The following is a 12,824-nucleotide window of genomic DNA, read 5'->3' as shown; positions in this document are numbered from 1 at the left end:
AGCCGCCCCAGTCATTCTGTGACTGGGGCGTTTTTTATTGGGCTTTTTGCACCGCCAGCTTCAGCGGCACCGGGTTGCCAGTTACTCTTCCCCGTCCGGATCCTCAACCGCCGGTTCAAGCGTATTAAACCAGCTGTCCAGCTTCTGACGAACCTTATCCACGCCGATTTTCTTCAGCGAGGAGAAGAGCTCTACCTGCACATCACCAGCGAATGCGAGTGCAGCTTCACGCACGACATTGAGCTGCGCTTTACGGGCACCTGAGGCCAGTTTGTCTGCTTTAGTCAGAAGTAACAGCACCGGAATACCGCTTTCCACTGACCACTGAATCATCTGTCGATCAAGGTCTTTCAGCGGGTGACGGATATCCATCAACACGACCAGTCCTTTCAATGCCTGACGTTTTTGCAGGTATTCCCCTAACGCACGTTGCCACTTGAGCTTCATCTCTTCCGGCACTTCGGCATAACCGTAACCGGGCAGGTCGACCAGACGCTTACCCTCTTTCACTTCGAAAAGGTTAATCAGCTGCGTACGTCCCGGCGTTTTACTGGTACGTGCCAGACCCTTCTGATTGGTTAACGTATTCAGCGCACTCGATTTTCCCGCGTTCGAACGGCCAGCAAAAGCCACTTCAATTCCGGTATCGGCAGGCAGATGACGGATATCCGGCGCGCTCATGACAAAGTGGGTAACGTGATAATTCAATTCAGACAAGGTAACACTCCAGAAAACGCATTAAGGCAATGGCGGCGATTATACGCGTTATGGCGCGAAAGTGCTCAATCACATCTCGATAACAAAGTGTGTAAGAGATTTGCCATTCAGGCTGCGGGTTATTTCGCTTTTTACTTTAATTACTAAAAATAAAAAGCATTAAAATTCATGGTTTTGACTTTTATTGTTCTTTTTTTGAACTAACTATTTTTGCCATCGACTTGAGGCTTTTACCAGTTGGTCTACATTATTGTGCAGTGAACGGCAGCACACATCAGGATGATGCGCTCAGGGATGTCAGGAAGGCAAAGAGCGGTGGAATGGAAACGGTCAGGGATACGGCCAGACAGGGATAAGGAAAAGCTCAGGAGTTGAGCAGGCGCGGGATTAACCGGGATGTTACGAGCCGAAAAGGACTTAAAACATGATTCCTTCTTACGAAGGTATGAAATAAGGCGACAGCTTGAGCTGTCGCCTTTTTTCTTTGCCTGGTTTCTGCTAGATTTCGCCGCAATTCTATACTGAATAAAAAAGCCGGGACTGAATACTATGAAGCAACCTGCACGAGCTGCTAACGGCAAACCTGCCGTCAAAGCCAAACGCAAATCGCGTGACGATATCAACCATGAAGCACGCGATCGCAAACGTGATAAAAAGCATCGCGGACACGCATCTGGCAGCCGTGCTAATCCGGCTGCGTCCGAAAGCAACGGCGGACGCCAGGAGAGCAGCGTAAAAGATCCGCGTATCGGAAGTAAAAAACCGGTAGCTCTGATTGCTGAGGGGAAAACCGCAGCCGTTAAACCAAAGAAAAGCGTGGCAAAACCGGCATCTGAGAAGAAAGTGCGTCTGACACCCGAAGAAGAGCTGGCGAAGCTGGAAAATGACGAGCGTCTGGATGCGCTGCTGGATCGTCTGGAAAATGGCGAAACGCTGTCGGCAGAAGATCAGGGCTGGCTGGATGCTTCGCTGGACCGTATCGACGAACTGATGGAGCAGTTAGGCATTGTGATGGATGATGCCGACGATGAGCAGGCTGAAGAAGATATGTACCGTCTGCTGAAGGGCAACTAAGCAGATTTGATCGGCATGCGGTTTCCGCGTGCCGTACTTATCAGGTAAACAACAATGTTTTGGCCTGGATCAATTTTCGCGCTACTGGCGACATGTTATCTGCTGTGGTTATTGTTTAAACTACGACGCCTGTCGCGGCTGAAGCAACGTTTACGTCGGGTCTCGACCCGCTCACCTTTCATCTCCTCTTCTTCGCGACCTTCTCTCAGACGACGTCACCGGAAGGAGTGAGCATGCCATCGCAGCAGATTGAGTGGGATCAGGCGTTAATTGAAAAGTACAATTATGCCGGCCCGCGTTACACCTCTTATCCCACCGCGCTGGAGTTCAGCGAGCACTATGCACAAGGCGATTTTCAGCGAGCCGTGACGCGCTACCCTGATCGTCCGCTCTCGCTCTACGTCCATATTCCCTTCTGCCATCGTCTCTGCTACTTCTGCGGCTGTAATAAGATTGTGACCCGTCAGCGCCACAAAGCGGACCGTTATCTGGATGTGCTTGAGCAGGAGATTATTCAGCGTGCGCCGCTATTTCGTCAGCGTCAGGTCACGCAGCTTCACTGGGGCGGCGGCACGCCAACCTTTCTCGACAATGCGCAGATTTCGCGGCTGGTGGGTTTGCTCAAGCAGCATTTCAGCGTGGCTGATGAGGCCGAAATGTCGATCGAAGTTGATCCCCGGGAAATAGAGCTGGATGTGATTGATCACCTGCGATCGCTGGGATTCAATCGTCTGAGCATGGGAGTACAGGACTTCAATAAATCGGTGCAGGAACGGGTTAACCGGGTGCAGGACGAAGAGGTAATTTTTGGCCTGATGGCGCGCGCCCGTGAACAGGGCTTCAGCTCTGTCAGCATCGACCTGATCTATGGCTTACCCCTGCAGTCGCCAGCCAGCTTTGCCTGGACGCTGGAGCGGGTACTGGCACTCAATCCCGATCGCCTTAGCGTGTTTAACTATGCGCATCTGCCAGCGATGTTCGCGGCACAGCGTAAAATCAAAGAGGACGAACTGCCATCTGCTCAGCAAAAGCTGGATATCTTACAGCAGACCATCGCGACGCTGACTCAGCAGGGCTACCAGTTTATCGGGATGGATCACTTTGCAAAGCCGCAGGATGAGCTGGCCATCGCGCAGCGAAAAGGGCAGCTGCATCGCAATTTTCAGGGATACACGACACAGGGCGACAGCGATTTGCTGGGGCTTGGCGTTTCAGCCATCAGCATGATTGGCGACAGTTATGCGCAGAACCAGAAAGACCTCAACACCTGGTACAAGAGTGTTGAACAGCAGGGGAATGGCCTGTGGCGCGGCATCGCCTTAACCGACGATGATTGCCTGCGTCGTGACGTGATTAAAACGCTGATCTGTAACTTCTCGCTGGATTTTGCCGCGACAGAAGCGCAATGGGGAATCTGCTTCAGCGACTATTTTGCTGAGGATCTGGCGTTGCTGAAACCGTTAATTGCCGACGGGCTGGTAGTACAAACGGCTGGCGGGCTGGAGGTGACGGGGATTGGCCGCTTACTGATTCGTAATATCTGCATGTGTTTTGATCGTTATCTGCGTCAGAAAGCGCGTCAGCAGCAGTTCTCACGCGTTATCTGAAGAAACGGGCTGGCAACCACTCCAGCCCGTACTGAACCGCTTATTCCATGCCAAGCTCTTTCAGCTTGCGCGTCAGCGTGTTTCGTCCCCAGCCCAGCAGACGTGCTGCTTCCTGCTTATGGCCTTGCGTATGACGCAGCGCAGTAGTGAGCAGCGTACGCTCCATCTCTGGCTGGGCTTCTGACAGCAGATTCTGATGACCGGAACGCAGGGCGCGGTCGGCCCACTGTGCCAGCAGGGTTGCCCAGCTGTCAGGCAGCGACTGCACCGGATTTTCCGGGGTACTGGATTCAAACAGTTCCCCGGGCAGATCCTGAATCAGTACTTCCTGGCCCGCCGCCATCACGGTCAGCCAGCGACAGGTGTTCTCCAGCTGACGGACGTTACCGGACCAGTGAAGCCGGGTTAAGGCGGTCTCGGTTTCCGGATGCAGAATCTTCGCTTCCACTCCCAGCTCTCGGGCCGCCACCTGCAGGAAGTAACGTGCCAGACGCGGGATGTCCTCACGACGCTCACGCAGCGGTGGCAGATGCACGCGAATCACATTCAGGCGGTGAAAAAGATCCTCACGGAACTTGCCTTCCTGTACGCGTAATTCCAGATTCTGGTGGGTCGCCGCGATAATACGCACATCCACTTTGACCGGTGCATAGCCACCAACGCGATAGAACTGACCATCGGCCAGCACGCGCAGCAGACGGGTCTGCACATCCAGCGGCATATCACCGATCTCATCCAGAAACAGCGTGCCGCCATCCGCCTGCTCAAAACGGCCCTGACGGATCTGGTTTGCGCCGGTAAAGGCACCTTTCTCGTGACCGAACAGTTCGGACTCAATCAAATCTTTGGGAATCGCCGCCATGTTCAGCGCAATAAAAGGCGCTTTGGTACGCGGACTGTGGCGATGCAGCGCATGAGCTACCAGCTCTTTACCGGTACCGGATTCGCCGTTGATCAGCACACTGATCGACGAGCGCGATAACCGGCCGATGATACGAAACACATCCTGCATCGCCGGCGCTTCACCAATGATATCGGTGGTGGGTCCGCTGACAGGCTGATTACGCGGCTGCTGCTGCTCCTGATAGTGACTGATAGCACGCTCGACCAGCGCAACGGCTTCATCGATATCAAACGGTTTAGGCAGGTAATCAAAGGCACCCTGCTGATAAGCGCTGACGGCTGCGTCCAGATCCGAATGCGCCGTCATTATGATGACCGGAAGCATCGGATGACGCTGTTTAATCTGTTTCAGCAGCGCCAGGCCATCCATACCGGGCATGCGAATATCTGACAGTAAAACGTCCGGGGTCTTGGTTGAGAGGGCATCCAGCACCTCGCTTGCGCTGTCAAACGTCGCGCAGCTCAAACCGGCTCCAGTGAGCGCGCGTTCAAGCACCCAGCGGATGGAGCTATCGTCATCGACGATCCAGACTATCCCTCGTTGCATAGAAACCTCACTGGCGAATAGGCAGGTAAACCGAAAATTCGGTGTGTCCCGGCCAACTGTTAAATTCTATTTTTCCTGAATGTTGATCAATCAGGCTACGGGCGATGGAGAGGCCTAAACCGGTTCCGCCTTCACGTCCGCTGACCATCGGATAAAACAGCGTATCCTGCAGCTGGGCCGGAATGCCGGGGCCATCATCTTCAATATCAATACGTGCCACCAGGCGATAACGCGTGCCGTGCAGCGTCAACTGAAAAGCGGTGCGGGTGCGGATAACAATGGTGCCACCGTCGTCGCCCAGCGCCTGAAGTGCGTTGCGAACCACGTTAAGCAGCACCTGTTCTATCTGGTCAGGGTCATGCGGCAGTTCCGGCAGGCTGGGGTCGTAATCCCGTACCAGCGAAACATTCTCCGGCAGCTCCATCGACACCAGATTGACCACCCGTTCGGCCACCTGATGAATGCTCTGCGTGATGTGCATGCCTGGCTGCTGCGGTCCTAACAGACGATCCACCAGATTTCGCAACCGGTCGGCCTGTTCAATAATCACTTTGGTGTATTCATTTAGTGACGGATCGGGCAGGGCGCGGGATAGAAGCTGTGCCGCGCCGCGTAATCCGCCCAGCGGATTTTTAATCTCATGGGCCAGACCGCGAACCAGGTCGCGAGCAGCCACCTGCTGCGCATGCTGTAACTGCTCCTGACTGAGGCGACGCTGATTATCCATCGGCGCCATTTCCATCAAAATTAAGCCATCGGGTAACCGCTGGGCGGTCAGCGACATAATATGTGCGCGACCATCTACCACCAGCGTGACCTCACTGTCAGTAAATCCCTGGCCAGCTTCAAGACTCTCGCGCATCACCTCAATATTCAGCGAAAAGTAGCCGGTTAATTCCGGTAATGGTGTGCCGAACAATTTGCGTGAGCTTTGCGCCAGTAATTGCTGCGCCGCCGGATTGGCGTAATGAATAACCAGATCGTTATCCACTAACAAAATACTGTTGATTAACGCGTTGAGAATCTGCCCTGCATCGGGCAGAGAGCCAGTTGCCATACAACGTTCCTCTGCACCAGTCAGGTGCATTTTAGTCTTTAAGCCGAAAAGAGGGCGAATGAACGGTGAATTCGCGGAGAAAAAAGCCCATCCGAAGATGGGCTAAAAGTTTCCACGGCAACAAAAACGTCTGACCAGTTAAACGCTGTAGTAAAGCTCGAACTCAACCGGGTGTGGCGTCATGCGAACGCGATCCATCTCGGCTTTACGCAGTTCGATGTAAGCATCGATCGATTCGTCTGTGAATACACCGCCACGGGTCAGGAACTCGCGGTCTTCGTTCAGTGCATTCAGCGCTTCTTCCAGAGAGCCTGCAACTTTTGGAATCTCAGCTTCTTCTTCCGGTGGCAGGTCATACAGGTTCTTATCCATCGCGTCACCAGGATGGATTTTGTTGATGATGCCATCCAGGCCAGCCATCAGCAGCGCGGTGAACGCCAGGTATGGGTTAGCTGCTGGATCCGGGAAGCGCGCTTCAATACGACGGGCTTTCGGGCTGGCAACAACCGGGATACGGATTGAGGCAGAACGGTTACGGGCAGAGTAAGCCAGCATAACCGGTGCTTCATAACCCGGGACCAGACGCTTGTAAGAGTTGGTTGTCGGGTTCGCCAGGGCGTTGATCGCTTTCGCGTGCTTGATGATACCGCCGATATAGAACAGCGCCATTTCAGACAGGCCGCCGTACTTATCGCCGGCAAACAGGTTCTGGCCGCCTTTAGAGAGTGACATGTGGCAGTGCATGCCTGAACCGTTGTCGCCAAACATTGGCTTCGGCATGAAGGTCGCCGTTTTGCCGTAAGCGTGCGCAACGTTGTGAACGACATATTTGTAGATCTGAATTTCGTCCGCTTTTTTGGTCATGGTATTGAAGCGGGTTGCCACTTCGTTCTGACCTGCGGTCGCCACTTCGTGGTGATGCGCTTCAACAACCAGGCCCATCTGCTCCATGGTCAGACACATGGCAGAACGGATGTCCTGGGATGAGTCAACCGGTGGAACCGGGAAGTAGCCGCCTTTCAGACCTGGACGGTGACCTTTGTTACCGCCTTCGTACTCTTTACCTGTGTTCCATGCCGCTTCGATATCGTCGATAGCCACATGTGAGCCGGACGTTGATGAACCGAAACGGATGTCATCGAACAGGAAGAATTCGGGTTCTGGTCCAAACAGCACGGTGTCCGCGATGCCGGAAGAGCGCAGGTAATCTTCAGCGCGCTTGGCGATAGAGCGTGGATCGCGATCGTAGCCCTGCATGGTGCCTGGCTCAAGAATGTCACAACGGATGATCAGCGTAGAATCTTCGAAGAAAGGATCCATGACTGCCGTGGTGGCGTCAGGCATCAGCACCATGTCTGATTCGTTAATGCCTTTCCAGCCGCCAATAGACGAACCATCGAACATTTTGCCTTCTTCGAAGAAGTCAGCGTTAACCTGGTGAGCAGGGATCGTAACGTGCTGTTCTTTACCTTTGGTATCGGTAAAACGCAGGTCAACAAACTTAACTTCATGCTCGTTCATCATCGAGAGAACGTGTTCAGCGGACATACTCAACTCTCCTGGAAATGGTCTTTCATTATCTACATGGCGAGGAAACGTCGTTTCCGGAATGCGTTTGGGAAAACCACTCCCTGACTCATCTCTTCCGGCACGCTCTTCAACCGACATCTGACTGGCGTTTACGCTTGTATCAGACAAAGCGAATTCTGTGCCAACTTTTTTGATGTTGCTTAAATCGCCTTGTGATGCACCTTTTTGTCATAAAGCGCCTGCACCACGATGGTCTTAGCGCACCATTATGGTGCTTAACAGTGATTTGATAGCACTATTTTGGTGCACAGGACCAACTTAGTGCATTTTCTGCACCGGGAACAGGGCAAATTTGCGTCGATGCAATAAACTTTCAGTGAAAAGTGTGATCCTGTTCAGTCTTCCGCTTAATCCGTGTACAATACCGCGCTATTTCTAATGCCTGAGGCAAAGCTGTGATCGAAAATTTGCGTAACATCGCCATCATCGCGCACGTTGACCATGGAAAGACCACCCTGGTTGACAAACTGCTGCAACAATCCGGTACTTTTGATGCCCGTACCGAAGCAACCGAGCGCGTGATGGACTCCAATGATTTGGAGAAAGAGCGTGGGATTACCATCCTCGCAAAAAACACCGCCATTAAGTGGAATGACTACCGTATCAACATCGTTGATACCCCAGGACACGCCGACTTCGGTGGTGAAGTTGAGCGCGTCATGTCCATGGTGGACTCGGTGCTGCTGGTTGTAGATGCGATGGATGGCCCTATGCCGCAAACCCGCTTCGTGACCAAAAAAGCGTTCGCGCATGGTCTGAAGCCGATTGTGGTTATCAACAAAGTAGACCGCCCGGGTGCGCGTCCGGATTGGGTTGTGGATCAGGTATTTGACCTGTTCGTAAACCTGGATGCCACTGACGAGCAGCTCGACTTCCCTATCATTTTCGCCTCTGCGCTGAATGGTATTGCGGGTCTTGAGCACACCGACATGGCTGACGATATGACCCCGCTGTATCAGGCGATCGTTGACCACGTTGCGCCTCCGCAGGTTGAGGCTGATGCCCCACTGCAGATGCAAATCTCTCAGCTGGACTACAACAACTACCTGGGCGTGATCGGCATCGGCCGTATCAAGCGCGGTAAAGTTAAGCCTAACCAGCAAGTCACTATCATCGATAGCGAAGGCAAAACCCGTAACGCTAAAGTCGGTAAAGTCCTGACTCATCTGGGTCTTGAGCGTATCGACAGCGACCTGGCAGAAGCGGGCGATATCATTGCTATCACCGGTCTGGGCGAGCTGAACATCTCTGACACTATCTGTGACACGCAGAATGTGGAAGCGCTGCCAGCCCTGAGCGTCGATGAACCAACCGTAACCATGTTCTTTAACGTCAACACCTCACCGTTCTGCGGTAAAGAAGGTAAATACGTGACTTCACGTCAGATCCTTGAGCGTCTGAACAAAGAACTGGTTCACAACGTGGCATTGCGTGTTGAAGAAACTGAAGATTCTGACGCCTTCCGCGTATCAGGTCGTGGTGAGCTGCACCTGTCAGTTCTGATCGAAAACATGCGTCGTGAAGGTTTCGAACTGGCGGTATCCCGTCCGAAAGTTATCTTCCGCGAATTCGAAGGCCGTAAACAGGAGCCATTTGAGAACGTCACGCTGGATATCGAAGAAACGCATCAGGGTTCCGTTATGCAAGCCATGGGTGAGCGTAAAGGCGATCTGAAAAACATGGATCCGGATGGCAAAGGCCGCGTACGTCTCGACTACGTGATCCCAAGCCGTGGCCTGATTGGCTTCCGTAACGAATTCATGACCATGACGTCCGGTACCGGTCTGCTCTACTCTACCTTCAGCCACTACGACGATATCCGTCCAGGTGAAGTGGGCCAGCGTCAGAACGGCGTACTGATCTCTAACGGTCAGGGTAAAGCCGTAGCGTTCGCTCTGTTCGGTCTGCAGGATCGCGGTAAGCTGTTCCTGGGTCACGGTGCAGAAGTCTATGAAGGCCAGATCATCGGTATTCACAGCCGTTCTAACGACCTGACCGTAAACTGTCTGACCGGTAAGAAGCTGACCAACATGCGTGCTTCCGGTACTGATGAAGCAACGACACTGGTTCCACCGCAGAAAATGACGCTGGAACAGGCGATCGAGTTCATCGATGATGACGAACTGGTTGAAGTAACACCGCTGTCAGTGCGTATCCGTAAACGTCACCTGACGGAAAACGACCGTAAACGTGCTTCACGTGGTCCTAAAGACGCATAAATGCGCCTTTAACTGATAAAAGCCCCGCATGCGGGGCTTTTTTTTGCCTGAAATTCCGGCTTCTTCAGTCGGGCCAGTAAATATTTGGGTGCGTTTTATCCATCTTCTGGCGTTTACGCTTTTCTCTCCACGCGTGCCTGTTCAGCCTGCACTTTTGCCGCTAGAGTGAATACTCCAGGGAACAGAAGGAGACACACCATGCTGTATATCTTTGATTTGGGCAATGTGATTATTGATATCGACTTTAACCGCGTGCTGGGTGTCTGGAGTGACCTTAGCCGTGTGCCACTGGCCTCGCTGCAAAGCCATTTCCAGATGGACGAAGCGTTTGAACAACACGAACGTGGTGAGCTCAGCGACGAAAACTTCGCGCTTGCACTGTGTGAAAAGCTGGAAATCGCGCTGAGTTATGAACAGTTTACTGCTGGCTGGCAGGCGGTCTTCGTGGACGTACGTCCTGAAACCCTGGCGCTGATGAACCGGCTGCGACTTGAAGGTCATCGGGTGGTGATCCTCTCTAACACGAATAAGCTGCATTGCGAATTCTGGCCGACGCAGTATCCCGACGTACAGCAGGCGGCAGACAAACTCTATCTCTCGCAGGAGCTGGGTATGCGTAAACCGGAAGCCCGGATTTATCAGCATGTGCTGGACGCGGAGGGTGTGACTGCCGATCAAACGGTGTTTTTCGACGATAACCCGGATAACATTGAGGCGGCGCGCGCCCTGGGCATTGAAAGTGTACTGGTTACTGACAGTAAAACGGTACGTGACTGGTTTGCAGGTCAATCTTAACCCATGATGTCAGGTAAATTTCGTCCCGGGCTGCATGCGTTCTGGTTGTGGCTCAGGCTGTTATGGAAACGCATTGATGAGGATGGCATGACGACTCAGGCCGGTAATCTGGCTTATGTCTCATTGCTGGCGCTGGTTCCGCTGATTGCGGTGGTGTTTGCCCTGTTTGCGGCGTTCCCGGTCTTCTCTGATATCAGCGTGCAGTTGAAACAGTTTGTCTTTAACAATCTGATGCCGGCTGCAGGCAACACGTTGCAACGCTATCTTGAGCAGTTTGTGGCTAACGTAAACCGGATGACGGCGGTCGGGGCTGTCGGCCTGATCGTGACGGCCTTACTGCTGATGCATTCGGTTGATACCGCGTTAAATACCATCTGGCGCAGCAACAAGAAGCGGCCAATGGTTTACTCCTTTGCGGTCTACTGGATGATTCTGACGCTCGGCCCGCTGCTGGCGGGTGCCAGCCTGGCGATCAGCTCCTATCTGCTGTCACTGCGCTGGATTAATGCGACCGGCGTCACCAGCCTGGTCGATCAGATGCTGCGCATTTTCCCGCTTCTGCTGTCGTGGCTCGCCTTCTGGTTGCTCTACAGCATTGTGCCTACCCAGCGGGTACCGCCACGCGATGCGCTGATTGGCGCGCTGGTTGCAGGTGCGCTGTTTGAGCTGGGTAAAAAGGGCTTTGCGCTCTATGTTACTATGTTCCCCTCTTATCAGCTGATCTACGGCGTACTGGCCGTGATCCCGATTCTGTTTCTCTGGGTCTACTGGACCTGGTGTATTGTGTTGTTAGGCGCTGAAATTACCGTCGCGTTAGCCGACTATCGGCAGTTAAAACAGCAGCACAAAGAAGAACAACGCGAGGAAACATGATTGCATTGATCCAACGCGTGCAGCGCGCCAGCGTCAGCGTCGATCAGAACGTTATCGGCGAAATCGGTGCCGGTTTACTGGTTTTGCTGGGCGTGGAAAAGGGTGATGACAACGCGCGTGCGGAACGTCTCGCAGAACGCGTACTGGGCTATCGCATCTTTAGTGATGAACAGGGCAAAATGAACCTGAGTGTCCGCCAGGCGGGCGGAAGCGTGCTGGTGGTATCGCAGTTTACGCTGGCCGCAGATACGCAAAAAGGGATGCGCCCCTCCTTTTCAGGCGGTGCGGAGCCTGCTGAGGCCGAACGCCTGTATGAATACTTCAGCGAATGCTGTCGTCAGCAGGGCATGACCACGGCAAATGGCCGTTTTGCTGCGGATATGCAGGTCTCGCTGGTGAATGATGGTCCTGTGACGTTCTGGTTACAGGTTTGAGATCGCAAGCGGAGCGGCAGGGAACAGGCCACCTGGCCGAGCGGGAGAAACATTACATGTATCACCTTCGCGTGCCACAGACGGCGGAAGAGCTGGATATCTATTATCAGTTCCGCTGGGAGATGTTGCGTAAACCACTGCGTCAGCCGCAGGGGTCGGAACGTGACGCCTGGGATGCCCTGGCACATCATCAGATGGTGGTTGATGAGCAGGGAAATCCGGTCGCCATTGGCCGTCTCTACATCAACGCCGATAATGAGGCCGCTATCCGCTTCATGGCTGTTCATCCGTCTGTGCAGGGGAAAGGGCTGGGTACGCTGATGGCCATGACCCTGGAGTCGGTAGCGCGTCAGGAAGGCGCGAAGCGGGTAACCTGCAGTGCCCGTGAAGATGCGGTCGCTTTCTTCGCCAAGCTCGGCTACATCAATCAGGGTGAGATTACCGCGCCGCAGACGACGCCGGTACGCCACTTTCTGATGATCAAGCCGGTTGTTACGCTCGATGATATCCTGCATCGCGCCGACTGGTGCGGTCAGCTACAACAGGCCTGGTATGATCATATTCCGCTCAGCGAGAAGATGGGTGTGCGTATCCTGCAGTTTACCGGGCAGAAATTTATCACCACCATGCCTGAAGCGGGCAACCAGAATCCACATCACACCCTGTTCGCTGGCAGCCTTTTCTCGCTGGCCACGCTGACCGGCTGGGGATTGATCTGGCTGCTGCTGCGCGAACGCCATCTCGGCGGCACCATTATTCTGGCAGATGCGCACATCCGCTATAGCCGCCCTATCAGCGGACGACCTGGCGCGATTGCCGATCTCGGCTCACTAAGCGGCGACCTTGACCGTCTGGCTCGCGGACGTAAAGCACGCGTTCAGCTTGAAGTGGAGCTGTTTGGCGATGATGAATGTGGCGCGGTGTTTGAGGGAGTTTATATCGTCCTGCCCGCCGATCCGGATGGGCCGCTGGAAGAGGGCGGTTCCGGCGCACGTATCAACTAACCTT

Annotated in this window: 11 protein-coding genes; 7 read left to right on the top strand and 4 right to left on the bottom strand. The window is 53.8% G+C overall.

Features of this window, described 5'->3' with window-relative positions:
* Positions 1 to 81: 81 nt before the first annotated feature.
* Positions 82 to 717: a ribosome biogenesis GTP-binding protein YihA/YsxC gene (gene yihA, locus AC6I8J_RS18520; protein WP_497825624.1), complete on the bottom strand. Its 636-nt coding sequence runs from the start codon at positions 715 to 717 to the stop codon at positions 82 to 84.
* A gap of 549 nt (positions 718 to 1,266) precedes the next feature.
* On the opposite strand from yihA, the gene yihI reads away from it, so the two are divergent.
* The gene (gene yihI / locus AC6I8J_RS18515) at positions 1,267 to 1,791 is read left to right on the top strand and encodes a Der GTPase-activating protein YihI (RefSeq protein WP_161732904.1); all 525 of its coding nucleotides are present in this window, start codon (positions 1,267 to 1,269) and stop codon (positions 1,789 to 1,791) included.
* Positions 1,792 to 2,024: 233 nt separating this feature from the next.
* Positions 2,025 to 3,398: an oxygen-independent coproporphyrinogen III oxidase gene (gene hemN / locus AC6I8J_RS18510; protein ID WP_440829973.1), complete on the top strand. Its 1,374-nt coding sequence runs from the start codon at positions 2,025 to 2,027 to the stop codon at positions 3,396 to 3,398.
* A 40-nt stretch (positions 3,399 to 3,438) separates the two neighbouring features.
* Here the strand turns inward: hemN and glnG are convergent, their stop codons facing one another.
* The 3 genes from glnG to glnA all read right to left on the bottom strand — a co-directional run bounded on the left by glnG (position 3,439) and on the right by glnA (position 7,453).
* Positions 3,439 to 4,848 (bottom strand): nitrogen regulation protein NR(I), encoded by a 1,410-nt coding sequence (gene glnG / locus AC6I8J_RS18505; RefSeq protein WP_010258440.1) that lies wholly within the window; start codon positions 4,846 to 4,848, stop codon positions 3,439 to 3,441.
* Between the two features lie 7 nt (positions 4,849 to 4,855).
* Positions 4,856 to 5,905: a nitrogen regulation protein NR(II) gene (glnL, locus tag AC6I8J_RS18500; RefSeq protein ID WP_013359534.1), complete on the bottom strand. Its 1,050-nt coding sequence runs from the start codon at positions 5,903 to 5,905 to the stop codon at positions 4,856 to 4,858.
* Between the two features lie 138 nt (positions 5,906 to 6,043).
* Entirely contained in the window at positions 6,044 to 7,453 is a 1,410-nt protein-coding gene (glnA, locus tag AC6I8J_RS18495) for a glutamate--ammonia ligase (RefSeq protein WP_013359533.1), read from the bottom strand.
* 437 nt (positions 7,454 to 7,890) lie between these two features.
* On the opposite strand from glnA, the gene typA reads away from it, so the two are divergent.
* The 5 genes from typA (at position 7,891) to fabY (ending at position 12,820) form a co-directional block, all read left to right on the top strand.
* Entirely contained in the window at positions 7,891 to 9,714 is a 1,824-nt protein-coding gene (gene typA / locus AC6I8J_RS18490; RefSeq protein WP_033734551.1) for a ribosome-dependent GTPase TypA, read from the top strand.
* Between the two features lie 198 nt (positions 9,715 to 9,912).
* Positions 9,913 to 10,509, top strand: coding sequence for a glucose-1-phosphatase (yihX, locus tag AC6I8J_RS18485; RefSeq protein WP_497825623.1), 597 nt, complete (start codon positions 9,913 to 9,915; stop codon positions 10,507 to 10,509).
* A gap of 3 nt (positions 10,510 to 10,512) precedes the next feature.
* Positions 10,513 to 11,382, top strand: coding sequence for a virulence factor BrkB family protein (locus AC6I8J_RS18480; protein WP_161732909.1), 870 nt, complete (start codon positions 10,513 to 10,515; stop codon positions 11,380 to 11,382).
* A complete protein-coding gene (dtd, locus tag AC6I8J_RS18475) occupies positions 11,379 to 11,816 on the top strand; it encodes a D-aminoacyl-tRNA deacylase (protein ID WP_161732911.1) in 438 nt (145 codons plus the stop codon). The genes AC6I8J_RS18480 and dtd overlap by 4 nt, the downstream gene beginning before the upstream one ends.
* Before the next feature lie 56 nt (positions 11,817 to 11,872).
* Positions 11,873 to 12,820 (top strand): fatty acid biosynthesis protein FabY, encoded by a 948-nt coding sequence (gene fabY / locus AC6I8J_RS18470; protein WP_013359528.1) that lies wholly within the window; start codon positions 11,873 to 11,875, stop codon positions 12,818 to 12,820.
* Positions 12,821 to 12,824: the final 4 nt, after the last annotated feature.

This window comes from Pantoea sp. X-Soil-ISGK-355, assembly GCF_059730805.1.
Note: the sequence above shows the minus strand (reverse complement) of the source record. Positions and strands in the feature narration are given on the sequence as shown.